Below are 25,022 nucleotides of genomic sequence, written 5' to 3' on the forward strand. Positions count from 1 at the left end.
TGGAAGTGTCTCCCGCAGCAAACTTTGTACGATCGGAACTGCCGGTCGCCGTCATCGGCGCCGGACCCAGCGGCCTTGCCGCCATGCGGGCGTTGTCCAGGCAGGGGCTGGACTTTGTCGGCTTTGAACAGCACACGGAGGTCGGGGGACTCTGGAACATCGGGAATCCGGCCAGCACGGTCTACCAGTCGGCCCATCTCATTTCCTCGAAATCCACCACGGAATTCACCGAATTCCCCATGCCGGAGGACACCCCGGACTATCCCGGGCACCGCCATCTGCAGGCCTATTTCCGCTCCTACGCCGACCACTTCGGCCTCCGGACCTCCATCCGGTTCGGTGCGGCGGTTACCGCCGCGGTGCGGTCCGACGACGGCGTGTGGACGGTGTCCTGGGAGGATGTCGACGGAGCGCACAGCGGCAGGTTCAGTGCCGTCATCGTGGCATCCGGCACGTTGCATACCCCCGCCATTCCCACGCTGCCCGGAGAGTTCAGCGGCGAGATCCGCCATTCCGCCTCCTACAAGGACCCCCGGGAGCTGGCGGGGAAGCGGGTCCTGATCGTGGGCGCCGGCAACAGCGGCTGCGATATTGCGGTGGACGCCGTGCACCACGCCGCCGCCGTCGACATCAGCGTCCGGCGGGGCTACTACTTCATTCCCAAGTACATTTTCGGCCGGCCCACCGACACCCTGAACCAGGGCAAGCCAATGCCGCGGCCGCTGAAGCAGTTCTTCGACACCCGCCTGCTGCGGATGTTCACCGGAGATCCGCATCGCTTCGGTTTCCCGAAGCCTAACTACCGCATCTATGAGTCCCATCCGGTGGTGAACTCGCTGATCCTGCACCATCTGGGGCACGGGGACCTGCGGGTCAAGGGCGACATCGCCCGGCTGGACGGGCAGACCGTGCACTTCCGGGACGGGACCTCGGGGGACTATGACCTGATCCTGCTCGCCACGGGCTACGTGCTGGACTATCCCTTCCTGGACCCGTCGCTGCTTGGCTGGGACGGCCCGTCGCCGTCGTTGTACCTGAACATCTTCAGCCGCCAGGCGGAAAACCTGCTGGTCATCGGCATGGTGGAAGCCTCCGGCCTCGGCTGGGAAGGCCGGTTCCGGCAGGCGGAGCTGGCAGCGGCCTACCTGGCGGCCCAGCAGCAGGCACCGGCCGCAGCAGGGGAGTTCCGGCAGCTGCTGGCCGGGGAGTCCCCGGATGTGACAGGCGGCTACCGTTATCTGGGCCTGGACCGGATGAGCTACTACGTGAACAAGGACGCGTACCGTGCCGAACTGGAAGCACACCTGGACCGGCTGGCTACCGCCGGGACCGCAGCGCGTAGCGAGGTGCGTCCCTGATGCCCATTGACGACGTTGTCCTGAGCTTCACTCCCGCCTCGCTGATGCTCCTGAATGCGGTGCTGGCGTTCATCATTCTGGGTATCGCCCTCGAGGTGCGTCCGGCGGACTTCCGTGCGGTGGCGCGCAGCCCGAAGGCGGTGCTGCTGGGGATCTGCGCCCAGTACCTGGTGCTGCCCGCCGTGACGGTCGGCCTGGCACTGGTGCTTCGGGTGCCGGCATCCATTGCCCTGGGCATGATCCTCGTGGCCTGCTGTCCGCCCGGCGGCATCTCCAACGTGCTGACCCACCGGGCGCACGGCAATGTTGCCCTGTCTGCTTCCATGACCGCCGTCTCCAATCTGGTGGCGATTGCCGTGATGCCGCTGAACGTGGCCCTGTGGGCGCGGCTGAATCCCGCGACGGCAGGGTTGATGCGGAACTTCTCCCTGGACCGGTGGGACATGCTGGTCCAAGTCCTGCTGATCATCGGCGTGCCCTTCGCCGTTGGCATGCCGCTGGCCCGGCGCTTCCCTGCGGTGATCGACATTGTTCGCCCCTGGGTGCAGCGGATCGGCCTGGTGGCGTTGCTGGTGTTCATCGTGGCCGGCACCGCCAGCAACCTCGGCCCCCTGCGGGAGCATCTGGGCACGATTTTCCTGGTGGTGCTGCTGCATGACGCGGTGGCGCTGGCCGTGGGGTACTGGACCGCAGCGGCGGTGCGGCTGGACGAGCCGAGCCGGCGGGCCTTTACCTTCGAAGTAGGCGCCCGCAACACCGGACTCGGCCTGGGTCTGACGCTGACCTTCTTCGCCGGGCTGGGCGGCATGGCCATGGTTGCCGCCTGGTGGGGCATCTGGGACATCCTGGCCGGACTGCTGCTGGCTGCCTGGTGGCGGCGGCGGGATGCGCGGCGCGGTACGGCGGCCGCGGCAGGGTCGACAGGATCAGCAGGACCGGCGGGGAATCGGGGGACAGGACGATGACACGGGTCTGCGTGACCGGAGGCAACGGCTTCCTGGGCAGTGCGGTGGTCGCGGGATTAGCCGACCATCCGGAGATTTCGCATGTCCTCAGCCTCGACATCCGGGAACCCGCAGAGGAACGCCGGCTGGCGGGGGTCGAGTACGCCCTCGCGGATGTATGTTCCCCGGACGTCGCACGGCTGCTGCAGGCCCACCGGATCGACACCGTGGTCCATCTCGCCGCCATTGTGAATCCGGGGAAGAACACCACGCGGGAGCAGGAGTTCTCGGTGGACGTGGTGGGCTCGCGCAACGTACTCGCGGCCTGCATTTCCTCGGGCGTGAAGCACGTGGTCATTTCCTCCTCGGGGGCCGCCTACGGCTATCACCGGGACAACCCGGAGTGGCTCACTGAATCCGATGCGCTGCGGGGCAATGACGAGTTTGCCTACTCCCTGCACAAACGGCTGGTCGAAGAGGAGCTGGCCCGGGTCCGTGCCGAACATCCCGAACTGCAGCAGACCATCTTCCGGATCGGGACCATCCTGGGCGAGCGGGTCCGCAACCAGATCACCGCGCTTTTCGACGCGCCGCGGCTGCTGCGCGTCGCCGGCAGCGAATCCCCGTTTGTGTTCATCTGGGACGAGGATGTCGCCGGGATCATGGTGCAGGCCGTCGTCACGGGACGCAGCGGCATTTTCAACGTCGCCGGAGACGGCGCCCTGACTGTCCGGGAGATAGCGGGATTGATGGGCAAGAGGACCGTGACGGTTCCCGCGCCGGTCCTGGCAGCCGCGCTCCGGCTGGGACACCGGCTGCGGCTGACCGTCCACGGGCCGGAGCAGGTGAGGTTCCTGCGCTACCGGCCCGTGCTGGACAACACCGCGCTCAAGCAGGAGTTCGGTTTTACCCCCACGCGCACGAGCCGGGAAGCGTTCCTCGCGTTCCGTGCCGCGAGGAACGCTGCCCGGGACATACGTCAGAAGTAGGAAACGCCGTTCGTCTTGAAGGGAAGTCCCAGCCCGCCGGCTACCTCGGCGAGGACTTCCGGGCAGAAGAAGTACAGCCGGAGTTCGGCAATCAGCGGCTCTCCGTGGGCGCAGCTGAGGCGTACCACGTCCGCCACAACCTCGGGCGTGTCCGGTGAATCCTTGGGTCGCTCCCACAGGAGGATCACGTCCTCACCGTCATAGCTGTGCACGCTGGCCCGGTACAGCTCCGCTGCGTCGGGTCCGAAGGTGTGCGTCATGGATCCGGTGCGGATCTCCTCGTGCCCGGTTTCGCTGACGTTGCCGATCACCTCCGTGCGTCCGCCGGTCAGGAACAGGCTGACCATGGCGTCAATATCGTAGGAGTTGAAGGCGTCGGCCAGGCGGCGGAGCAGTTCGGGGTGCCCGGCCGGCGGCGTCGCATTGGTTCCGGAGCCCGCCGCCGAGTCGTCGTCGTCGGAAACAGATAGGCCCGCCTGTGCCGCTGCCAGCGTGCCCCGGCCGCGGTGAAGCGCGGACTTCACCGCTCCGGTGGTGGTGTCCAGCATTTCCGCGATCTCGGCCAGAGAGTAGGAGAACACATCCTTAAGGACCACGCAGACCCGCTCCCGCGGGGGCAGGACCAGCAGTACGTGCCCCAGCGCGGACTCCACCGCCAGCGATGTCAGGGGATCCGCGGCGTCGCCGTCGGGCAGGTCCGCGCCCGGTTCGCTGAAGTCCTGTACCGAAATCCGGCCGCTGCGGCGCAGGGAGTCCAACCAGGTGTTCGTGGCGATGCGGATCAGCCAGGCCTGGACATTCCGGATCGGTTCGTGCCGCTGCGAGGCCTCGGCCAGGCCCTTGACCAGGGTTTCCTGCAGCAGATCCTCGGCATCCCAGACGGTCCCGGTCAGCCGGCGGCAATAACGGTAAACGGCCGGACGTACAGGCTCGAGGGCGACGAGGAAGTTCCGCCGGGCCTGTCGAAGTTCACCGGCATGTACGTTTACCGGTTCCGGTTTCTCTGTTGTCACTGACACTCCTGGCTCCATCCCGTGAGGCCGCGCGGCGGCATTTGCGTCAACAATGGCATTTCCACCGTTGCGTTACCGGGTAGACGCACGGGAGGGGCCAAAAGATACGTCCGGCTCCAAACCGCCCGCGGCTCACCCGGACGCACTGGCCACGGCGGCGGTGTGCTGTTGTAAAGTGGAGAAATGATCGCAGTACTCCTCCTTAGCTAGCCGCGCACCGTCCGTGCGCGGCCGCCCCTTGCTTGTCGAGGGGCTTTTGTGTGTCTGGGGAGGACCCAAAATCTTAGGGCCGGATTTACCGCCGGCCCGCAGCGCGGATCGATTTTCTTTGAGGACAGAGGCGAAGCATAGTGAGCACGCAGTCACAGACTGATCAGCAGGAAGAGGCCGTCTACAGTTTCGCGGCCATCGAGCAGAAATGGCCGAAGGTCTGGGATGACCTCGGCGTTTTCACCCCTGCCGACGACGGCTCGCGCGAACGACGCTACGTACTGGACATGTTCCCGTACCCCTCCGGCGACCTGCACATGGGCCACGCCGAAGCGTTCGCGATGGGCGACGTCGTCGCCCGTTACTGGCGCCAGCGCGGGTATGACGTGCTGCACCCGATCGGCTGGGACTCGTTCGGCCTGCCCGCGGAGAACGCGGCCATCAAGAACAACGCGCACCCCAGCGACTGGACCTACCGCAACATCGAGACGCAGGCGGAGTCCTTCAAGCGCTACGCCATCAGCGTTGACTGGTCCCGCCGGATCCACACCTCGGACCCCGAGTACTACCGCTGGACCCAGTGGCTGTTCACCCGGTTCTACGAGCGCGGCCTGGCCTACCGGAAGAACTCCCCGGTCAACTGGTGCCCCAAGGACCAGACCGTGCTGGCCAACGAACAGGTAGTCAACGGTGCCTGCGAACGCTGCGGCACCCAGGTCACCAAGAAATCGCTGAACCAGTGGTACTTCAAGATCACCGAGTACGCCGACCGCCTGCTCGATGACATGGAACAGCTCAAGGGCCACTGGCCCGAGCGTGTCCTGGCCATGCAGAAGAACTGGATCGGCCGCTCCGAGGGCGCGCACGTCCGGTTCAATATCGAGGCCGACGGCGGCAAGCCCGCCGAGCAGGTCACCGTCTTCACCACCCGCCCGGACACCCTGGCCGGCGCCACCTTCTTCGTTGTCGCCGCGGACGCCCCGCTGGCACTGGACCTGGTGACGGACGAGAACCGGAACGCCCTGCTGGACTACCGCGAATCGGTGAAGGCACTCTCGGACATCGAGCGGCAGTCCACCGAACGCGTCAAGACCGGCGTCTTCACCGGCCGCTACGCCGTGAACCCGCTGAACGGTGAGAAGCTGCCCGTCTGGGCCGCCGACTACGTGCTGGCGGACTACGGCACCGGCGCCATAATGGCCGTGCCGGCGCACGACCAGCGTGACCTGGACTTCGCCAAGACCTTTGACCTGCCCGTCAAGGCGGTGCTGGACACCGGTGAAGAGGATCCCGCCGTCAGCGGCGTGGCCACCACCGGCGAAGGCACCCTGATCAACTCGGGCGCCCTGGACGGCCTGCCCAAGGCCGAAGCCATTCCCGCCGCCGTCCGGATGCTCGAGGAGCAGGGCACCGGCGAGAAGTTCGTGAACTTCCGCCTGCGTGACTGGCTGCTGTCCCGGCAGCGTTTCTGGGGCACGCCCATCCCCATCATCCACTGCGAAAACTGCGGCGAGGTTCCGGTCCCCGATGACCAGCTGCCCGTCACGCTGCCCACCGGGCTGCGCGGCGAAGCACTGGCTCCGAAGGGCACCTCCCCGCTGGCCTCCGCCGAGGAATGGGTCAATGTGGCCTGCCCGAAGTGTGACGGTCCCGCTCGGCGCGATACCGACACCATGGACACCTTCGTGGATTCGTCCTGGTACTTCATGCGCTTCGTATCCCCGCACTTCACCGACGGTCCGTTCGATCCGGAAGCGGCAAAGAACTGGATGCCGGTCGGGCAGTACGTGGGCGGCGTCGAACACGCCATCCTGCACCTGCTCTATGCACGGTTCTTCACCAAGGTGGTCCATGACATGGGCCTGCTGGAAGCCAGCGAGCCGTTCGGTTCGCTGCTGAACCAGGGCCAGGTCCTCAACGGGGGCAAGGCCATGTCCAAGTCCCTGGGCAACGGCGTCGACCTGGGCCAGCAGCTGGACAAGTACGGCGTGGACGCTGTCCGCCTGACCATGATCTTCGCGTCCCCGCCGGAAGACGACGTCGACTGGGCGGACGTCTCGCCGTCGGGCTCCGCGAAGTTCCTGGCCCGCGCCTGGCGCCTGGGACAGGACATCACCAGCGAACCGGGCGTGGATTACTCGACGGGGGACCGGAAGCTGCGTGCCCTCACGCACCGGACCGTCGCCGATGCCACTGAACTGCTGGAGAACAACAAGTTCAACGTGGTGGTCGCCAAGCTGATGGAGCTGGTCAACGCGACCCGCAAGGCCATCGACTCCGGTGCGGGTGCTGCCGATCCGGCAGTGCGCGAGGCCGCGGAAGCCGTCGCCGTCATGCTGAGCCTCTTCGCGCCCTACACGGCCGAGGACCTCTGGAACCTGCTGGGCCGCGACGCCTCGGTAGTGAACGCCGGCTGGCCCGCAGTGGACAAGACGCTGCTGGTGCAGGACACCGTCACCGCCGTTGTCCAGGTGCAGGGCAAGGTCCGTGACCGCCTGGAAGTTGCCGCCGACATCAGCGAAGAGGACCTGCGCGAAGCCGCGCTGGCGTCCGACGCCGTGCAGCGGTTCCTCGATGGACGCGGCATCCGGACGGTCATTGTCCGGGCGCCGAAGCTCGTCAACATCGTCCCGGCCTAGGCCGCGGGGACATGGACTGGCTGGAACGGCTCGCTTCGCGGGCCAAGGGACGGCAGCGGTTTCCCGCTGCCGTCCCCGGCCCGTCCGTGGGAGTGGTGACCGATTCGGCCTCCGCCCTGCCCGACGGATGGACGGAAGCGGCCCACGCGGGCGATTTCGTCCGGGTGGTTCCGATGCCCGTGATGATCGGGGACCAGATCTACGGCGAAGGATCCGCGGATCTGATTCCGGCCCTTGCCCTGGCCATGGCACAGGGCCACGAAGTGCGGACCTCCCGGCCTGCCCCGGGACAGTTCGAAGCGGCCTACCGCGAGCTTGCCGCGGCGGGCTGCACCGCCGTGGTGTCGATCCATCTCTCCGGGCAGCTGTCCGGGACCGTGGATTCGGCACGGCTGGCCGCCCGTTCGGCCGACATCCCCGTGGAGGTCATCGACAGCGCGACGGCGGCCATGGGCCTAGGATTCGCCGTGGCGGCCGCGACGGAGAGCGCCCGGGCCGGTGCCTCCGCCGCCGGGGTGGCGGCCTGCGCCCGGGTGGCAGCGGCCGAGTCCACCATCCTCTTCTATGTCCCCAGCCTGGACCAGCTGCGCCGGGGCGGGCGGATCGGTGCAGCGTCGGGCTGGCTGGGCACCCTGCTGGCCGTAAAGCCGATCCTGGTAGTACGCGACGGTAAAGTGCTTCCGCTGGAACGCGTCCGGACCGCGCCCAAGGCGCTGGCCCGGCTGGCCGAGCTCGTCCAGCAGGACATTGCTGGACGGACCGGCAAGGTCCGCGCCGCGGTGCACCATTTCGGCAACGCCACGGAAGCCGAACGGCTGGCCGGCGTCATCGGTGCTGCGGCGCCGGAGGTGGAAATTCTCATCTGCCCGCTGCCTGCCGTCCTGGCCGCACACGCGGGGCTGGGGGTGCTGGCAGTCGCCGTTGCGGGAGACGAACCGGCTCCGGACGATACCGCGGCGTCGGCCGACAGGGCTCCCGCCGCCACCGACGCAGGCGGCGCAGCGGGCGGCGGCCCAGTAGGCGGCGGCGCAGCGGGCGGCAAGGCGCCGGAAAAGCCGGTACCCGGGGACCCGGCGTTACGGGTGAAGTTCGCCGGAAGCAAAACGAAACGCGGATAACCCTCGTGCCGCGCATGGCCCCGGTGCCCGCTTTTTGCGGCGGTCCTGTCCTCAACAGTGCCGTTTCGGGCTGCGGCACGCTCCTGCCGGTCCACCGGCTCTAGGATTCTTCAGAAGCGTTCGAGAAGCGTTCGAGAAGCGTTCGAGAAGCGTTCGAGAAGCGAAAGCCTGTTTCCATACGGATCAAACAATCGTTGATGACTCGGGTACCGATGAGAATACTCGCTGGTTCGGCTATCGAATGGGTCATATTTTCCTACCCGATAAGAGGAACTGCGGGGTATCTCGGAAGGAACCATCTTATAAAGCAGGTAAACCAACGACGTGCGGCGGCACGGTTGAATTTGGGCAATGCAAAAAGGGTTTCCGTCTCTGCTCATATGGGTCTGAGCCGCGGAATTGAGTCATCCGGTGGCTTACGCAAGCTAGTTATCCTGCGTCCTAGCCTGGGAGTGGGGTAGTAGGAATGACCCTTTACTTCGGCAATAAACTAACGGGGGACATTAGGGCTCGAAAGTCGTGACGGTTCCTGTCGTCGCCGCTAACACACCATGTACTCCTTGAGTACATGGTGTGTTAGCCGGTTCTACAACAGTCGAGGGGTCACCGGTCCGTCAAACTGACTCTAGGCACGAGCCAGGGGGTAAAGCTTTCATGGAATCCACTGCCCGATCCCCGCAATTTCTGTGCTCGTACCTTTTATACGTTGCCTTTCGAGCGGATGGCAATGAAATCTGCTTGACTTGCTTTCCCGGGCAACCCCGAGAGGCAGCGTCGACTAACAGCGAGGTTCGATCTTGAGAATGGGCCCCGGAGTGAGAGGATAAACGATGACTCTGGCATGTGTCAGCGCTGTTCTTTCACCTCGGCTTTCACCATGGCGGCCGCTGGCGAGTCGGGCTCGGCGCAAGTCAGTAGTACCTGACAGGTCCGGCGATCTGCAGTCAGTGATATTCCTCGGCCCTTCCAGTCGTTCCGCTCGAGCCTCCGGAAACAGAATCGCCCAATTGAATTTCTTATTCTATGCTTGCGCTACTGGTCACTCGAGACATTCCAACAGGGACCTTGGTGAACTTGTGATCCTCAAATCCGGAAGGTGAGCATGCCCGACGACGAGACTAATCCGCTGTTCCTAACGCGGCGGCTAGTGCAGGAGGCAACGGGAGCACGGGTCATCTGGGACTTCGATGGCGTGGTAGGCCATACTGAGCCGTTGCACGAGGTCAGCTACAGAGAGCTGGCCTATAGGCGGGGATACTCCTACGAGCCAAACTTTTTCGATGCCTTGGTCGGGCATACAGAGCAGTGGATCTGGGAGAAACTTATTGCTGACGGTTTCCCGGCGTCATTGGATGAAATATCTGGGCTGCATCGGGAGCGGGGGAAGGTTGTCGCACATCTCGCTCTGGATGGCCTTCAACCATCCTGGCTGGCTGCGACCCTGATGCCGGCGCTGGCGTCCGTTGCTTCGCATCAGGTGGTCGTTTCCAATGGGGACCCCGATCTGATATCAGCTCTGCTCGATGCCTGGAACCTTGGATGCTTCGTGCAGGTGGCACGAAGGACTCCGGGTAGCGACAAGGAAGCTCTCTTCCGGGGGTTCTGCGCGCCTCCGTGCGTCGTTCTGGAAGACAGCGATTCCTACTTGGCGCTGGGCAAGGAACTGGGAGCTTTCACTGTGGGCGTGCGGCATTCACATAACCTGCGGGCTGCACTAGAGGCGGATCTCAAAACTTACCTGTAAACCACGTCAACCCGCACAGATCGAGGACCACGATGACCACCCCTCCCACAAAGCCCGTGGTGCTGCTTCGGCCAGCACCCCAAAAGCGCGACAGGATCTTCACTCCTGCAGCTTTGAACGCGCTCAACAACATGTTTACCGTCATCGATTTGGAAGATGCCGCCGATGAAAGAGCCTTCGATGAGCATCTACCGGAGGCTTTCGCGATCATTGGACAACCCGACCTCGGCGCAGAGCGGCTGTCCAGGGCGAGCCAATTGAAGGCCCTCATCAATGTGGAAGGAAACTTTTTCCCCAACGTGGACTACGCCGCCGCTTTCTCCCGAGGCATCCGAGTGCTCGGATGCGGATCTGCATACTCCCAGGCAGTGGCCGAGTACTCCCTAGGACTCGCCATCGACCTTGCCCGGGGAATCAGTCAACAGGACGGCGCGATGCGCGCGGGTTGCGAGAAGTACGTAAGTGAGTCGAACACCGGCGCGGTTCTCCTGCACCGAGCGACCGTGGGGATCCTCGGGTACGGGAACCTAGGACGAAGCCTGCACCGCCTGCTGCAGCCCTTCCACAACACCGTTCGCATTTACGATCCCTGGCTACCGAGCGCGGTTATCGAAGACACGGGTGGGATCGCTTCCACTTTGGAGGAAACCCTGTCCTCTAGCCAGTTCGTCTATGTCTTCGCGACCGCGACCGAGGACAGTACTCACCTCCTCGATGGTCCTGCCCTTGACCTGCTACCCCAGGGTGCGCGGCTGATCCTAGTAAGCCGGGCCGCGGTGGTAGATTACGATGCGCTTCTCGAGCGGCTCGCCGCGGGCCGGTTACTTGCGGCTATCGACGTATGGCCTGTGGAACCAGTGCCCGAAGACACCCCATTCAGGAGTCTCAAAAACACGATCCTTTCCCCACATCGTGCAGGCGGAATCACCCAGGCCTTTGAATCGATCGGGCAGATGGTGGTCGATGACCTCACCCTCATGGCACGAGGTCTCGCTCCGGTACGCCTGCAGGCAGCAGCACCGGAGCTGGTGGGTCGTTACCGCAACAAGCCCGTTACCTGACCCAACGAAAATGCCCGTTCAGGTGAGGCGCGGGGGCTCGAGGAGTTGGCGGGCTACCTCGGAATCCGTGATGAGGACGTTGACCCAGCCGCCACTGATCGCTCCTCGGATGGCATCAAGCTTCCGCATCCCGCCGGCTACTCCAATCCGGCGGGGTATGCGAAGCATTGCCTCGGAGTTGATGGAAACCATTCGTTCTTCGATTGCTGAGTTCATCGGTGCTCCGTCGATATCGAAGTAACGCAGACAGATCTCTCCGACCGCACCGGAATCCAAGAGCGCTTTCTCCTCGTGGGGGGTCAAGGCGTTACCGCTTGCCTGCCACAGGGGTGAAGCGGGGAACGTGCCGATCCCGACCAGCGATGTGTTGACTCGGTTCCAGGCTTCCGCGGTGCTCGCGACAGCGGGATCAGCAAGGAACGCCTGACGGATCTCGTGGTTTGCGACCAGACCAGGCGCGGCCATATAGAACGGTTTTGCGGAAGTCAGTTCCGCAAGATGTGACACCAATCGGGTTGCCTGAATCTGCGCCTGTGGGCTACCCACCCCTCCGATCATCTGAATCACTTGGCTGAGGACCTTGCGGGGCCGGGACCGCATCGCCTCCACCGTTTGCAGCAGCGTCGTGCTCCAGCTGGAGATGCCGACGACGTCGTCGACTTCGATGGTCGTTTCCAAGTAGGTCGCCGCGCAGGACCCCAAACGCATCCCCAGGGAGGCGTCGTTCACCATGTCCGCGACGACGACTTCCCGCAACCCGTATTTTTCCTCCAGAGCCTTCTCCAAGCCGACGTAGATGCCTGGCGGTTGCACCACCGAGGTGCGAACGATTCCAAGATCCGCAGCGAGCTTTAGACAGCGCGACACCCTGGCTTGGGATAGGTTCAACCGACTCGAGATGTCCGCCTGAGCCAGCCTCTCCTCGTGGTACAGAACGGCGATCTTCGTGAGTAACCGTAGCTGATCCGGGCTTGCCATCGAGAGCGATACTGGGTCGATTGGGGGTGTCATGCATGGATTCCTTCCGGAGGGCCTGCTTGTTCACTGAATATATATCCAAGCTTGATTATGCTCGGTCAGTTGGCCCTATAACGACGTTTGACGCGGTGGCCGAGTGGTGGCGAGACCACCCTATCCATCACTCCCGAGAACCTCCTTTGAATGCATATTCAGGCGTGACTAATCGTTACAGGAGATTGCCGTTCAGCCCTTTTTTCGTCCCCGCAGACTCATAGACTCCGAGCACCACATTAACTTCAGCATGGAGGTTCCGGAAGGAATTTTTCGGCTGACCAACCCGTCCCAGGGAGAGAAAATGAAGTCAACGAAGACAGCATCACCTGGACCGAAGATCGCCGGGGCCTTGTCGATCCTTGCATTCTCATTTGTCCTGTCCGGTTGCGGGGAGGCCGCTCCCACTTCATCTGGAGGGGGCTCCAGTGCAGGAGCAGCCGAAGGAACATCCTGCTCTGTGGATGGTGAGCCTTTCAGCACCGATGATGCCGAGGACAGCATCGAATACACCGAGCTGGAGAGCACCCTCGGAGCTGTGCCTGAAGCGCCCGATGGAACCCAGATCGGTTCCATCATGAAATTCCTCGGCAACCAGTACTGGGTTGCCCTGTCCGAGGGGCAAACGGCCGCCGCGGAGCAGTACGGGGTCGACGTAGAGGTTCAGGCTGCAGCGACGGAGTCGGACCAAGTCGGACAGTTGAACTCCGCGGAGACCATGCTGCAGAAGAAGTACACGATGCTCGTTTCCCCCCAGACGGACACCAACCTCTGCCCAGCCGTAGAAAAAGCAGAGCAACAGGATCTCCTCGTCGTGAACGTCAACGACGCTGTGCTGCCCGGGGCTAAGCAGTGGGTGGGGCCTAACCAGCGACAGAACGGCGTCAATGCTGCAGAATTCGTCCTCGAATCCGCGGACGAGGGCGCGCAGGTCGCAGTTATCGAAGGCCAAGCCGGCGTCTACGCCGCCAAACAGCGCACCGAAGGTTTCACTACGACTGCCGAGGAGGGTGGTCTCGAAGTGGTCGCCAGCATCCCCGGGGACTGGGACATCGCAAAGGCACGCGACGCCGCCACCACCATCATCAGTCAGTACCCAGACATTACAGCCATCTACGCCAACAACGACGGCATGGCCCTTGGAGTAGCCGAGGCCGTCAACGCTGCCGGCAAGAAGGGCGAGATCATGGTCATCGGCACAGACGGCGTCGAGGCCGCCTATGACGCCATTCGCGCCGGCGACCTCACCGCGACGGTCGATTCCTACCCTTACCTTACCGGTCAGGTGTCCGTGAATGTCGCCCTGCGCATTCTCGGCGGACAGGACGTCCCCCGCGCTGTATACACGCCTCAAGCGCTCATCACCTCCGAGAACGTCGACGATGCTCCCCCCGCGCTCGACTGACCTGCCCTCCGCAGGCCCTGCCAACCAGGAGAAAGTTCCTTAGCATGACACTCCCCATCAAAGAACCGGCGCCAGCAGTGCAGGCCAGCCGCGGCGCATCGGCCCTCACAAAGCGTGCCTCCCGGATCCCCGACTTTGCTAACAACCGCATCCTCGGCGTCATCTTCGCCCTGATCGTCACCTTCGCCGTCTTCACGGCGCTCGTGCCGTCCTTCCTGAGCATTTCCAACCTTCTAGAGATGGGCGTCCAGTCAGCCATCATTGCGATTATCGCGCTCGGCATGACTCTCGTGATCGTCACCGGCGGCATTGATCTCTCGGTCGGTTCCATCGTGGGCTTGGTCAGCGTCATCTGTGCCGCGAACCTCGACATGTGGGGCGCCTTCCCGACGATCATCGCCGGCATCATCCTCGGTGCCGTGCTCGGCTTCATCAACGGCAGCCTCTCGGCCGTGTTCTCCCTCGAGTCCTTCGTGGTTACCCTGGCAACCCTCAACGTGTATCGCGGACTGGCGTTCCTCTATACGGATGGGTTGCCAATCTTTGGCCTTGACCAAGGGTTTCGGAACATCCTCAGCGGAACGACTGGGAGCATCCCCAACCCAATCATCCTGCTCGTGGCCGTGACGGTAATCTGCTATCTAATCCTCAACCGTTCCAAGCTCGGTGTTCACCTTAAGGCCGTTGGCACCAATGCCGACGCCTCATTGAAAAGCGGCATCGCGGTTAAACGCACGAAAGTCTCCGCTTTCGTCATAGCCGGCGGACTCGCAGGCCTTGCATCGGTCCTTTTGATTAGCCGTATCGGCGCCGCCGAGCCCATCTCCGGCACCGGCTACGAGCTCACGGTCATAGCCGCCGTTGTCGTCGGTGGCACCAGTCTCATGGGCGGGCGTGCCTCAATCGTCGGAACGGTCCTCGGGGCGCTGCTCCTCGGGTCCATCCGGACCGGACTCACGCTGCTAAATGTCAACCCGTTCTTCCAGCTCCTCATCACCGGCCTTATCATCCTCCTCGCGGTCCTCGTCGACCGCGCTGCATCACGAACGAAAGCGAAGCGCTAATGTCCTCCGTCAAGTACTCCACCCGCGTGAACTCCTTCGCTCTGGGCAAAGGCAAGAAGCTGCCCACAGGCAACGAACCGATCCTGGAGCTCATCGCTCTGGCCGGTACCGTTCCAGGCCTGACCTCCCTCGAGCTGAACTACCCCGAGCATTTCAAGCACGACTCCTTGGAGGACATCAAAGAAGCAATTGAAAAGGCCGGACTGGATGTACCCGCACTCCAGCTCCGCTGGCCTTCACCGCGCTTCTCGAACGGCGCTTTCACGAACGCGGACGCCGAGATCCGCGCAGAAGCCGTCCAGATGGTCACCGAGGCCATCGATCTCTGCGCATCCTTCGGAGCCGACCACGTTTTGCTCTGGCCTGCACATGACGGCTATGAATACCCCCTACAAATGGACTATACAAAGTCCTGGGTCTGGATGGTTCAAGGCCTCCAGGCTGTTGCTGACCACAATCCGGCGATCCGAGTTTCCATAGAGTACAAACCGGCCGACCCGCGAGGGCGGACCATCCTCAACACAACCGGCGCCGTCATGAACCTAATCAGCGACACCAACCGGGCGAACGTTGGCGTGACCCTGGACTTCGGACACCTACTGATGGCACGGGAAAACCCGGCGCAGTCGGCGGCGATGTGCCTGCAGGCAGGGAAGCTCTTCGGGCTGCAGCTCAACGATTCCCATGGAGTTGCCGACGACGGGCTCATGGTGGGAAGTATCCACCTCGCCGAGACGATCGAGCTGGCGTACTACCTGATCCGCGAGGGTTACGCCGGCACATACTACTTCGATACCGACCCCGTTCGTGAGAACCCCGTAGAGGAGTGCGGCATGAATATCGTGCGCATGGGTGCCATTATCGAGATGGCACGCCTCCTCGTCAGGAACCATCCGAACCTGCCGACAGGTCGCGCCTTGGATTCCGCTCCCATTCTCTGGGAGACAGTCATGGGGGGCAAATGGAACACAACCGTATCTGTGTAGCCGGATCCATCAACGTGGATCTAGTCGCGTACCTGGGCGATGCCCAGGACACGACCAGGTACGCCGACGGGAGGGGCTTCCAAATGTCCGCGGGAGGCAAAAGCCTCAACACGGCCATGACTATCGCCGCCCTTACCCCCGTGCAGCTTCTTGGCAGAGTGGGGGAGGATGACTTCGGGGCTTTCATCGCCCGAACCGTCGCTACTGCCGGAATCGGCGTCAACTCCCTGATTTTCGATCCGGAGGCTGGGACCGGCATCGGACACGTAAGGGTAAGTGCGGCTGGGGAGTACGACACTGTCGTCATCCCGGGAGCAAATCATAACTTCGCCGCCGGGGACGTCGATCGTTTCCTCGAGAAGAACACTGCTCCGGACTATGCCGTGCTCAACCTCGAAGTTCCCCTCCCGACGGTGCGTCACGCCGCCCTGCGGTTCCGGGCTCTCGGCGCCACGGTGGTGTTGAACCTCTCACCCGTTCAGGATGGGGCGATGGAACTTCTGCCACTCGCGGATGTCGTTGTCCTGAACCGCGAGGAAGCCCAGCTCGTCCTCGGCCAAACGGGTGAGAACGATTCAGACCAACTTCTGCAAGCGCTGCGGGACGCCGGGTCCCTCGCAGCCGTGCTCACTCTGGGATCGGAAGGGGCGGCTTACATAGACGGCGTAGGCGGCACCGGACGAATCCACGGAACGCCCGCGAAAGTAGTTAATACCATCGGGGCCGGAGATACCTTTTTAGGCGCTTTTGTTGCCGGCCTCGCCTCCGGCCGTACCTTCGCTGAAGCTCTGATATACGCAGACACGGCAGGGCGGCTCGTTTGCGTTAAATCATCCTCCTACCTGGTCGGTACAGACCGCCCGGAGCTGGAGTACCTCACACGAACCTCGGGGCGTCTAACCGCTCCCGACTTGAAAGCATCGGAATCAACTCATGGCTGAGAACATGATCGAACTCATTGACGTTCAGAAGTACTTCGGCGGAGTCCACGCCCTTCGCGGAGTCTCCATACAGGTACCTACAGGACAGGTCTCCGCCATCATCGGAGACAATGGTGCAGGCAAGAGCACACTCATCAAATGCCTCTCGGGCATCCACCAACCCACCACCGGCCAAATCCTCGTCGACGGTGTCGCAGTTGACATTTCGTCTCCGCAGGCATCACGCGATCTCGGTATCGAAACGGTCTACCAGGACCTCGCGGTCATTGACACCCTCAATGTCATGCAGAACCTCTACCTCTCGCGCGAGATCCGCACCGGAATTTGGCCTTTCCGACTCCTCAGCCATAAAAAGATGAAGACCGGGGCGAAGGAAATGCTGGCCCGTATCGGCAACACAACCCTCTCCCTCACGCAGGAGCTAGGAGGCATGTCCGGCGGACAGCGCCAAGCCGTAGCTATCTGCCGGGCTGTCGCATGGGGAGCGAAGACCGTGATCTTCGACGAACCGACCGCGGCTCTCGGCCCAAACGAAAGCGCAGAGGTTCACCGACTCATCAGGCAACTCCGTGAGCAAGGCATCACAGTCATCCTCATTAGTCACAACTTCGAGGAGGTCATGGGCCTCGCGGACGTCATCTGGGTCATGCGCCAGGGACGCGCCATCGCCAGCAGAAGAGCCAGCGAGACTACAGGACGTGAACTCGTCACACTCCTCACCGGCGCAGATATCTCTGCCGCATAACCTTCAAGCGTCATGTGAGAACCCGTCTCGATCGCGGACATGGTCGAGGCGGGTTCTCCCTGTTCACTCGGAACTGAACAGGTCTACTGGCCTAATTGCTCGCGGCCCCTTACCTGCTAGGCCTTTGGCTGCTTCGGTGTGGAGTCCCGTATCGATCTTCCCAGCCAGTCGAGTTGACCGAACAGGACGCCGTCGTCGGAATTCAAGGTGGGCGGAAAGGCACCGGAAATGCCGGCACCGGGGACCCGGCGTTACGGGTGAAGTTCGCCGGCGGCAAAACAAAACGCGGATAACCCTCGTGCCGGGCATTGCCCCGGTGCCCGCTTTTTGCGGCGGTCCTGTCCTCAACAGTGCCGTTTCGGGCTGCGGCACGCTCCTGCCGGTCCACCGGCGGGTTCACCGGAAACTCTCCGCCGGGCTGGTGATCCTAAGTTCTTCCCATGGCACAGCATCGTTGGGAGACCGCCGATATTCACGACATGGACGGTCCCGGTCCCGCTGACGAGGATCCTCCCGGACTGCGGCGCCGGTGGGCGTTTTCCCTGCCCGCAGCGGTGCTGGCGGTCTGTCTCCTGCTGGGGTGCGGGGCGGCGGTCGTGCTGCTCCGGGATCGAAGTCCCGTGCCGGTGGCCAGCATCGAGTTGTCCCCTCCTGCCAGCAGTGCCCCGGCGCCCGCCGACGGCGGCGGTAGTCCGGCGGCCACCGCGGCGCCCGGCCTGCCCTCTCCGGCACCGGTTCCGTCGCCCTCCCGGTCAGCGGGCCCGGGAGGAGAGGGCCAGACAGCACTGGTGGTGCATATAGCAGGAGCCGTGCAGCGCCCAGGGATCGTCCGGCTGCTGCCGGGCAGCCGAATTATCGATGCCGTTGATGCAGCCGGTGGAACGGTGGCTGACGCGGACCTCACCGCTGTGAACCTGGCGGCCCTGGCTGAGGACGGTGCAATGGTGATCGTTCCGCGGATCGGCGAAGCGCCGCCGACAGGCGGTGCGGACGGAGCAGACCCGGGCAGCACCTCCGCTGCGAAGGGTTCCGGTGTGCAGGGTCCCGGGCCGCCGGCCGACGGCGGGGCCACGGACAGCATCAACCTGAATACCGCCGATTCCACTGAGCTGCAAACTCTGCCGAGGGTTGGGCCGGTTCTGGCCGAGCGGATCATTGCGTGGCGTACCGAGCACGGAAGCTTCAGCCGGCCGGAGGATCTGGACGCCGTCCCCGGGATCGGCGAGGCCATGATGGCGGCGTTGCTCCCGTTGGTCACGGTCTAGCGGACAGCGCGTGTCCAGCGGGTCTGAAAGCAGATGGTCACGGTATGTCACCTCTGCGGCCCCCAGCCTCATGGGGGCAAAGTCCTCCCCGCCGAATCACCAGGAGGGTCGCCGACGTCCCGAACCGCTGCCCGGCTGCCGTCCCGGATTCAGCGACGGCATCGAGGAGATACCGCGGACGGGCCGGTGAACCGGCCCGGTGCCCCCGGGCGGGCATCTGATGCTGCATGCCTTCACCCAGGAGCAATTGGATACCGTGGACGCTGATTTCTAGTCCGGTTCTAGTTGTTCAGGTACCTATTCGCCAGCACACGCCGCCAGAGTGCAGAGCCGCCAAGTTATGAGACGGACGCTCTCCTGCCAAACGACGGACGGAGCTGGCTTATTGCCTCGAGGCGGTTTAGCGTCTCTGGAATTTCAGAAGCATGAAGGGGGACTAGGCCGGCGAGCAGGAACAGGGCTGCTGTCGTCAGTCCGGCAGCCGGCTAAGCCCAACTAGGTGCGTCGATCAAAAAAACACGGAGCGAGTCCATCGCGACCGCCCAAGATCGGGTCAGAATGTTGTCCCGCCGCTTCCACACCATAACCGACATTATGTTGTGGACTAATGGCGTGGATGATCCCCAAAATATCGACCCTTTTCCATACTTCACACTGCTAGGTGCTGGGCTGGGCCTCGCGGGCCTCCTTCACGCAGCGCTGACATAATCGAGGGCAGGGCAGGGCAGGGCAGGGCAGGGCAGGGCAGGGCAGGGCAGGGCAGGGCGAGGGTCGGGCCGGGCGCACAGCCTCTCAGCAAGAAGGACTTCCTTTGAGGGCGCTATCGCATCCAGCTTGGACGAACTCCTGAGCGTGCTGTTCATGCCTGCCTCAACCGGCGATTGCCGCACTCGGCTTAACCTTTTTATGGGGAAGTAACCCATGGAAAGGAGACCTATGACCGACATCAAACCCACCCAAAAGCGGAAGCTCGGGTCGGTGACCATAGTTACCGGCTCCATTCTGGGACTCCTGGTTATAGCTGCAATGTTCCCCAGCGTCACCGCCGGTCTGGGACTGCTGGCCTTCTGCGGTTTGCTCACCGGTCTATACGTCCTCATTACCGGCCGGCGGTCCTGGGCCCGGCTCCCTGCTGGCCGGCGCGGTGGAGCCATAGCGGTGGCCGCATCGGTCGTCACGCTAATCGTGGCCAGCGCGCTGGCTCCCGCTTCTGAGCTTGACGCCCCTTCGCTGGCTTCTGATCCGGCACCGACATCCTCGCCGTCGGCCTCGACATCTCCGACGGCGGCCCCTTCGTCCGAACCCGAGCCGACTCCTGTCAATGCGTCCGAACCGGAGCTTCAGCCTGAAGCGGATGCACCGGCACCTGAACCTGAGCCGACTCCTGTTACAGCGTCCGAACCGGAGCCTCAGCCTGAAGCGGCTGCACCGGCACCTGCAGCGGTCGGCACCGCCTTGGCCCAGCTGGACACCATCCCTATCAAGGGCAGGGCACCGAAGACCGGCTACGACCGGGACCAGTTCGGGCCCGCATGGAAGGACGTTGACCGCAATGGCTGCGACCAGCGCAATGACTTGCTCCTGCGCGACCTGGAATCCATCAGCTTCAAGCCCGGTACGAATAACTGTGTTGTCACCTCCGGCACCCTGCTGGACCCGTTCACGGGATCGGTGATCAACTTCGTGCGCGGGGAAGGTACTTCCAACGCTGTCCAAATCGATCATGTGGTGGCGCTCTCCGACGCCTGGCAGAAGGGTGCCCAGCAGATGGGACAGGACCAGCGTGAAGCGTTCGCCAACGATCCGCTGAATCTACTGGCTGTGGACGGCTCCTCGAACGGAGCCAAGGGTGACGGTGACGCTGCGACGTGGTTGCCGCCGAACAAGGGTTTCCGTTGTGAGTATGTGGCCCTGCAGACTGCGGTGAAAGCCAAGTATGGGCTGTGGATGACGCAGGCTGAGTCCGATGCGATCCGGAACATCCTCACGTCCACGTGCCCTGACCAGCCGGTTCCTACCGACGGCGGTGTTATGGTCGCACCGGAACCTGCTCCGGCGGCTGAACCGCTCACCGTTGAAGCCCCTGCCCCCGCCCCGGCACCACTGGTCGATGTCTACTATCCGAACTGCGATGCAGTGAAGGCTGCTGGTGCGGCCCCAATCCGGGCCGGCGACCCGGGGTGGCAATCCAAATTCGACCGTGACGGGGACGGGGTCGGCTGCGAGAACTAATTGTGGGAACAGCGAAGACCTGGCCTACGATTCCGGCCTCCTACGGCATGCGGTCTGCTCGCCCAGGTAGGTGCGCAGGCTACAGCGCAAACAGGACGTGCGGCGGTGCTGCTTCGTTCCACCGTTTGTCTTGTCCTCAACAGCGCCGGGGCGGGCTACGGCTCGCTGTGGGTACAACCAGCTACGCGAACAACGGCGGAAACATGGCTGGCCGGGATCGTAGGTTTGCCCGATGGCACAACATCGTTTGGACAGCCCGGACGTCGACGTCCCGGATGAGTCGGAGCCGGTAGGCAGCCCTTCATCCGGGCTGAAGCGGAGGTGGGCCTTTCCCCTGCCCGCAGCGGTACTGGCGGTTTGCCTGTTCCCGGGCTGCGGGGCGGCGGTTGCTGTGCTTCGGGACCCAGATCCGGGGGCGCAGGCTAGCAGCGGTGCTTCGGACAGCGCCAACCTGAACACCACCGATTCCACCGAGCTTCAGACACTGCCGACGGTCGGGCCGGTTCTGGCCGAGCGGATGATTGCGTGGCGTACCGAGCATGGGGGTTCAGCCGGCCGGAGGATCTGGACGCCGTCCCCGGGATCGGCGAGGCCATGATGGTGGCGTTGCTCCCGTTGCTCCCGTTGCTCCCGTTGCTCCCGTTGCTCCCGTTGGTCACGGTCTAGCGGACAGCGCATGTCCAGCGGGTCCGAAAGCGCATGGTCACGGTATGTGACCTCGGCACTGAATCCGGAAACCCGGCCAGGTGGTCCGCAGGGTGCCGGTTCGGAGGGTGTCGGTCCGACGGAATCGGAAAGGGGTGCGGAAGCGGAATCCGGCACGGCCGTCGGCAGACAGCGGGCAAAGCGTCTAGGAGTCAAGCTGCGGGAGGCCTGGAACAACCGCGAAACCGCTGCAGCTGACGCGCCGCTGCCGCTCCGTGAACTGCGGCTATTGCCGGCGGCAGCAACCGTATGGGTTGCCGCCTACGCCGTGGTCCGGCTCCCGCCTCCGGCTGGCTGGGCTTTGGCCGGCACGGCAGCTGTTCTGGCGGTCCTGTTGCTGCTGACGGCCTCGCGCGGGCGGATTCGGAAGGGGTCGGTAGTCGTCGCCAGCCCGGAAACGTCCCCGGGACCGCGCGCTAGCTGGGGAAAGCGCCCCATACAGCGGGGGACCGCAGCGGCCCTTCGAGGTGCCGCCGTCCCGATGGCGGCGGCGGCATTGGTCTGCGCCGGCGCAGCGGCCAGCCTGTCTGTGCGCACGGCGGGCCCTCTCTCCGGTCTCATCGCCGAAGAGGCCGCTGTGACCGTGGAACTGCGTGCAGCATCAGATGCCCGCCCGGGGGCACCGGACCGGTTCACCGGCCGTCCGCGGTATCTCATCGATGCCGTCGCTGAATCCGGAACGGCAGCCGGGCAGCGGTTCGGGACGTCGGCGACCCTCCTGGTGATCGGCGGGGAGGACTACGCGCCCGTCAGGCTGGGGGACCGGTTTACCAGCGCCGGATCCCTGCAGCCGCTTCCTGCAGGGGACCGTAACCTGGGCCTGCTCCGGGCAGCTGCTCCACCGGAGGTCACACCTGCCGGTGGATGGTACGCCGCAACGGCAGCGCTCCGGAGCACCTTTGTCCGGGTGGCCGAAGAACACGGTGCAGCCGTAGACGGTCTGCTTCCCGGCATGGTGCTGGGCGACAGGGGAGGCCTGGACCCCGGGTTGGAGCAGGCCATGAAGGATACGGGGCTGACCCACCTGACGGCTGTTTCCGGTGCTAACTGCAGCTACCTGCTGGCCTTCATCTTCCTTTCTGCGCGGGCACTTCGGATGCCTCGGGCGCCTGCGGTGCTGCTGGCACTGGCCGGACTTGCCGCGTTTGTGCTCCTCGTCCGGCCGGATCCCAGTGTGCTGCGCGCAGCCGTCATGGGCGGGCTGGGAACCCTCGCCGTGCTCTCCGGGCGGGGACGCCTTTCCGCCGCACTGCTCTTCCTCGCGATCACGGTCCTGTTGTGTGTGGATCCGTGGCTGTGTGGAAGTTACGCGTTCATTCTGTCGGTCTGCGCGACCCTTGGCCTGGTCGTGTTGGGGCCGCATCTGGTCCGGGTGCTGTCCTATCGCCTGCCCCGCTGGCTCGCGGCAGCCCTGGCCATTCCCGTGGCTGCACAGCTGTTCTGCGGCCCGGTGCTGGTGCTCCTGCAGCCGCAGTTGCCGGTGTATTCCGTTCCGGCGAATCTGGCGGCCGCCCCCGTAGTTCCGGCAGTGACCGTGGCCGGAATGCTTGCCGTCGCGCTGATCGGGCTCGCTCCGGTACTGGCAGTGCCGCCGCTCCTTACCGCGGCTGCGGGAGCCTGGTGGGTGGCAGGGACGGCTCGATTCTTTGAATCCGTTCCGGGAGCACTGGCAGCGTGGCCGGAGGGCACCCCGGGTGTGTTGCTGATGGCAGCAGGAGCGGCGGCAGCAACTGCCGGAATCCTCTATCTCTCGCTGCGCGGCACCGGCGGCATGCCCGGTCCCGGTGGCCGGCGAAGGCAGATGAACCAGCAGTATCCGGAGTCCCCGCGGAACCCGCCGTTTCTTCCGCAGGCCTGGTTCCGGGGTTCCCGCCGCACCCGTACGGCGGCCGCTGGAGCCGCTTTGCTGGCCTTTCCGGGGGCTGCCGTCCTCACTACGCGTGCTCTGCAGGAAGATCCCGGGCAGGTTCAGGAGTGGGTGCTGGCAGCCTGCGACGTCGGGCAGGGCGACGGGTTTGCCATCCGTGCCGGCCCGGACAGCGCCGTCGTAATAGACGCCGGCGGGGAGCCGGAGCCCATGGATGCCTGCCTGGATCGGTTGGGTGTGCGGACCGTGGAACTCCTCGTGTTCACGCATGCCCATCTGGACCATTACGGCGGTGCGGCGGGAGTTCTTTCGGGCCGTTCCGTGCTGCAGATCGGCTACTCGACGGCCGGACCCGGGCTGCCGCACGAGCTGACCGCAGTGCTGGACGGTTCCGCGGCGCCCCGCACAAGACTGGCGAACGGGATGACAGGAACCTCCGGCAGCGTGCAGTGGGAAGTCCTCTGGCCGGCGGCGTCGGATGGTTCGCTGCCCGCGGCCGGGGACGAGGAGGAGAACAACGCCAGTGCCGTCCTGCTGGTGACCGTCGCCATATCGGAACCGGCGGAGGAACCGCTGCGGATACTGTTGACCGGCGATGCCGAGGAGGACACCGCGGCCCGGATCCTCGCATCCCATCCGGAGCTGCGGGCAGGCGTGGATGTACTGAAGGTTCCCCACCACGGCGCACGCAACGGCGGTGACAGTTGGATCCGGACCCTGCGGCCTTCCCTGGCCCTGATCTCGGTCGGCGCAGCTAATGACTACGGCCATCCGGCGCCGCAGATCCTGAGCAGCCTTGAGGCTGCGGGATCGGCTGTTGCCCGGACGGACCTGTACGGAACGGTGCTGCTATTCCACCAAGGCAACACCCTTGCCGTCCGGAGCCTGCCGCCCTGATCGGTTGTGCAGCCGGGCCTTGGCCTTCCACCCATGTCGCCGGACCGAAATCCCTGCTTACCCTCGCCTTTCAGGGGGGGGGGGGGCAGCGGTTTTGTCGAAGAGGTGGTTCACCCTGCCGCACTACCATCCGGAGGAAACATGCACCTGGACGTCCTGCGGGAGCGGAGAAACGCGGGAGCGAACGACGTCATGCTCAAACGGCAAAATACTGACCATTATCTCTTCTTGCTCAGATTCGGAGAAAAAGGGTTTTCCTGATGAGCCGTTGGCTCTGGCAATGCGCTCTATGTGTCGCTGATAGTTAACAAACCCGACAAAACAGGCGTATCAGTCCTCTCGCGGACCTGAGCGGTGGGCGTCTATGTAAATTGTCGGTATTTTGTCACCGTATGGATGCGATACCAGCACTGGCTAAGGCAAACGTAGAACCTGTTGAGATTTGTTCCAATTGCGGACAATCTCGCTAGGATATTTTCACTACGGGTTGCTTCACGTGGTGACACCGCTGTAGGCCACAAACAACCGGGCGTTGTTAAACATTGAGGTTGTCGAATTTCCGTAGGCGGGTGGTCAATAGACGCGGGGCACTTTGGGTAACCAAGATTCGTTTACGCAAAACAAGGACGGTAGACCTAATCATGGATCCTGGCTGCCTGATATATCACCAATCGAGGACCACTCTCTCATCGCCAGTGACAGCACAGACAACAGCAGAGCGGTTGAGGACAGCCTCCGAGAGGTAAGGGAATGATTCGAGTACGAAGCTCTGCCGCAGTTGTTGTTTTGCTGTTTAGCCTCGCCGGCTGCGCAGGCGAGGAAGTGCAG

18 protein-coding genes and 1 pseudogene are annotated in these 25,022 nt (G+C 63.9%); 17 read left to right on the forward strand and 2 right to left on the reverse strand.

Annotation, left to right across the window (positions count from 1 at the left end):
- Positions 1 to 5: 5 nt before the first annotated feature.
- From NNX37_RS08310 to NNX37_RS08320, 3 genes are read left to right on the forward strand one after another with little or no spacing between them, the layout of a single operon-like run.
- Positions 6 to 1,358, forward strand: a complete 1,353-nt coding sequence (locus tag NNX37_RS08310; RefSeq protein ID WP_255791937.1) for a flavin-containing monooxygenase — start codon at positions 6 to 8, stop codon at positions 1,356 to 1,358.
- Positions 1,358 to 2,323 carry a bile acid:sodium symporter family protein gene (locus NNX37_RS08315; protein ID WP_255791938.1) on the forward strand — a complete coding sequence of 322 codons (966 nt, stop codon included), beginning with the start codon at positions 1,358 to 1,360 and terminating at the stop codon, positions 2,321 to 2,323. The genes NNX37_RS08310 and NNX37_RS08315 overlap by 1 nt, the downstream gene beginning before the upstream one ends.
- Positions 2,320 to 3,291 (forward strand): SDR family oxidoreductase, encoded by a 972-nt coding sequence (locus NNX37_RS08320; protein WP_255791939.1) that lies wholly within the window; start codon positions 2,320 to 2,322, stop codon positions 3,289 to 3,291. The genes NNX37_RS08315 and NNX37_RS08320 overlap by 4 nt, the downstream gene beginning before the upstream one ends.
- Here the strand turns inward: NNX37_RS08320 and NNX37_RS08325 are convergent.
- Positions 3,282 to 4,304 (reverse strand): sigma-70 family RNA polymerase sigma factor, encoded by a 1,023-nt coding sequence (locus tag NNX37_RS08325; protein WP_255791940.1) that lies wholly within the window; start codon positions 4,302 to 4,304, stop codon positions 3,282 to 3,284. The genes NNX37_RS08320 and NNX37_RS08325 overlap by 10 nt on opposite strands.
- 347 nt (positions 4,305 to 4,651) lie before the next feature.
- Here NNX37_RS08325 and leuS point away from each other — a divergent pair, with 347 nt between their 5' ends.
- The 4 genes from leuS to NNX37_RS08345 all read left to right on the forward strand — a co-directional run bounded on the left by leuS (position 4,652) and on the right by NNX37_RS08345 (position 11,076).
- Positions 4,652 to 7,153 (forward strand): leucine--tRNA ligase, encoded by a 2,502-nt coding sequence (gene leuS / locus NNX37_RS08330; RefSeq protein ID WP_407079948.1) that lies wholly within the window; start codon positions 4,652 to 4,654, stop codon positions 7,151 to 7,153.
- 11 nt (positions 7,154 to 7,164) lie between these two features.
- Positions 7,165 to 8,271, forward strand: coding sequence for a DegV family protein (locus NNX37_RS08335; RefSeq protein ID WP_255791942.1), 1,107 nt, complete (start codon positions 7,165 to 7,167; stop codon positions 8,269 to 8,271).
- 1,102 nt (positions 8,272 to 9,373) lie between these two features.
- Complete coding sequence (locus NNX37_RS08340) at positions 9,374 to 10,015, forward strand: HAD family hydrolase (protein WP_255791943.1); 642 nt, start codon at positions 9,374 to 9,376, stop codon at positions 10,013 to 10,015.
- Between the two features lie 32 nt (positions 10,016 to 10,047).
- Positions 10,048 to 11,076, forward strand: a complete 1,029-nt coding sequence (locus tag NNX37_RS08345) for an NAD(P)-dependent oxidoreductase (protein ID WP_255791945.1) — start codon at positions 10,048 to 10,050, stop codon at positions 11,074 to 11,076.
- Positions 11,077 to 11,094: 18 nt separating this feature from the next.
- On the opposite strand, the gene NNX37_RS08350 is transcribed toward NNX37_RS08345, so the two are convergent.
- Positions 11,095 to 12,087 (reverse strand): sugar-binding transcriptional regulator, encoded by a 993-nt coding sequence (locus NNX37_RS08350; RefSeq protein WP_255791946.1) that lies wholly within the window; start codon positions 12,085 to 12,087, stop codon positions 11,095 to 11,097.
- A 460-nt stretch (positions 12,088 to 12,547) separates the two neighbouring features.
- Between NNX37_RS08350 and NNX37_RS08355 the strand changes: the two genes are divergently transcribed.
- The 10 genes and pseudogenes from NNX37_RS08355 (at position 12,548) to NNX37_RS08400 (ending at position 24,194) form a co-directional block, all read left to right on the forward strand.
- Positions 12,548 to 13,492 (forward strand): sugar ABC transporter substrate-binding protein, encoded by a 945-nt coding sequence (locus tag NNX37_RS08355; RefSeq protein ID WP_255791947.1) that lies wholly within the window; start codon positions 12,548 to 12,550, stop codon positions 13,490 to 13,492.
- 44 nt (positions 13,493 to 13,536) lie between these two features.
- Entirely contained in the window at positions 13,537 to 14,556 is a 1,020-nt protein-coding gene (locus tag NNX37_RS08360; protein WP_255791948.1) for an ABC transporter permease, read from the forward strand.
- On the forward strand, positions 14,556 to 15,542 hold the full coding sequence (locus tag NNX37_RS08365) for a sugar phosphate isomerase/epimerase family protein (protein WP_255791949.1): 987 nt from the start codon (positions 14,556 to 14,558) through the stop codon (positions 15,540 to 15,542). The genes NNX37_RS08360 and NNX37_RS08365 overlap by 1 nt, the downstream gene beginning before the upstream one ends.
- Positions 15,518 to 16,483, forward strand: coding sequence for a PfkB family carbohydrate kinase (locus NNX37_RS08370; protein WP_255791950.1), 966 nt, complete (start codon positions 15,518 to 15,520; stop codon positions 16,481 to 16,483). Before NNX37_RS08365 ends, NNX37_RS08370 begins: the two co-directional genes overlap by 25 nt.
- A complete protein-coding gene (locus tag NNX37_RS08375) occupies positions 16,476 to 17,228 on the forward strand; it encodes an ATP-binding cassette domain-containing protein (protein ID WP_255791951.1) in 753 nt (250 codons plus the stop codon). Before NNX37_RS08370 ends, NNX37_RS08375 begins: the two co-directional genes overlap by 8 nt.
- A 440-nt stretch (positions 17,229 to 17,668) precedes the next feature.
- A complete protein-coding gene (locus NNX37_RS08380) occupies positions 17,669 to 18,493 on the forward strand; it encodes a helix-hairpin-helix domain-containing protein (protein WP_255791952.1) in 825 nt (274 codons plus the stop codon).
- A 936-nt stretch (positions 18,494 to 19,429) separates the two neighbouring features.
- The gene (locus NNX37_RS08385) at positions 19,430 to 20,725 is read left to right on the forward strand and encodes a GmrSD restriction endonuclease domain-containing protein (RefSeq protein ID WP_255791954.1); all 1,296 of its coding nucleotides are present in this window, start codon (positions 19,430 to 19,432) and stop codon (positions 20,723 to 20,725) included.
- A 232-nt stretch (positions 20,726 to 20,957) separates the two neighbouring features.
- Positions 20,958 to 21,224, forward strand: a pseudogene (locus NNX37_RS08390) (hypothetical protein); the annotation flags it as partial.
- A gap of 26 nt (positions 21,225 to 21,250) precedes the next feature.
- Complete coding sequence (locus NNX37_RS16515) at positions 21,251 to 21,391, forward strand: hypothetical protein (protein WP_255792851.1); 141 nt, start codon at positions 21,251 to 21,253, stop codon at positions 21,389 to 21,391.
- A 10-nt stretch (positions 21,392 to 21,401) separates the two neighbouring features.
- A complete protein-coding gene (locus tag NNX37_RS08400) occupies positions 21,402 to 24,194 on the forward strand; it encodes a ComEC/Rec2 family competence protein (protein ID WP_255791955.1) in 2,793 nt (930 codons plus the stop codon).
- Positions 24,195 to 25,022 lie beyond the last annotated feature (828 nt).

The organism is Arthrobacter zhaoxinii (genome assembly GCF_024385505.1).
GTDB lineage: Bacteria > Actinomycetota > Actinomycetes > Actinomycetales > Micrococcaceae > Arthrobacter_B > Arthrobacter_B zhaoxinii.

What these genes read in the sequence shown, in the direction of transcription:
- NNX37_RS08315 (WP_255791938.1), top strand. Translation starts at nt 1,358, where the DNA reads ATGCCCATTGACGACGTTGTCCTGAGCTTCACTCCCGCCTCGCTGATG.
- NNX37_RS08320 (WP_255791939.1), top strand. Translation starts at nt 2,320, where the DNA reads ATGACACGGGTCTGCGTGACCGGAGGCAACGGCTTCCTGGGCAGTGCG.
- NNX37_RS08335 (WP_255791942.1), top strand. Translation starts at nt 7,165, where the DNA reads ATGGACTGGCTGGAACGGCTCGCTTCGCGGGCCAAGGGACGGCAGCGG.
- NNX37_RS08340 (WP_255791943.1), top strand. Translation starts at nt 9,374, where the DNA reads ATGCCCGACGACGAGACTAATCCGCTGTTCCTAACGCGGCGGCTAGTG.
- NNX37_RS08345 (WP_255791945.1), top strand. Translation starts at nt 10,048, where the DNA reads ATGACCACCCCTCCCACAAAGCCCGTGGTGCTGCTTCGGCCAGCACCC.
- NNX37_RS08350 (WP_255791946.1), bottom strand. Translation starts at nt 12,087, where the DNA reads ATGACACCCCCAATCGACCCAGTATCGCTCTCGATGGCAAGCCCGGAT.
- NNX37_RS08360 (WP_255791948.1), top strand. Translation starts at nt 13,537, where the DNA reads ATGACACTCCCCATCAAAGAACCGGCGCCAGCAGTGCAGGCCAGCCGC.
- NNX37_RS08365 (WP_255791949.1), top strand. Translation starts at nt 14,556, where the DNA reads ATGTCCTCCGTCAAGTACTCCACCCGCGTGAACTCCTTCGCTCTGGGC.
- NNX37_RS08370 (WP_255791950.1), top strand. Translation starts at nt 15,518, where the DNA reads ATGGAACACAACCGTATCTGTGTAGCCGGATCCATCAACGTGGATCTA.
- NNX37_RS08375 (WP_255791951.1), top strand. Translation starts at nt 16,476, where the DNA reads ATGGCTGAGAACATGATCGAACTCATTGACGTTCAGAAGTACTTCGGC.
- NNX37_RS08380 (WP_255791952.1), top strand. Translation starts at nt 17,669, where the DNA reads ATGGCACAGCATCGTTGGGAGACCGCCGATATTCACGACATGGACGGT.
- NNX37_RS08385 (WP_255791954.1), top strand. Translation starts at nt 19,430, where the DNA reads ATGACCGACATCAAACCCACCCAAAAGCGGAAGCTCGGGTCGGTGACC.
- NNX37_RS08400 (WP_255791955.1), top strand. Translation starts at nt 21,402, where the DNA reads ATGTCCAGCGGGTCCGAAAGCGCATGGTCACGGTATGTGACCTCGGCA.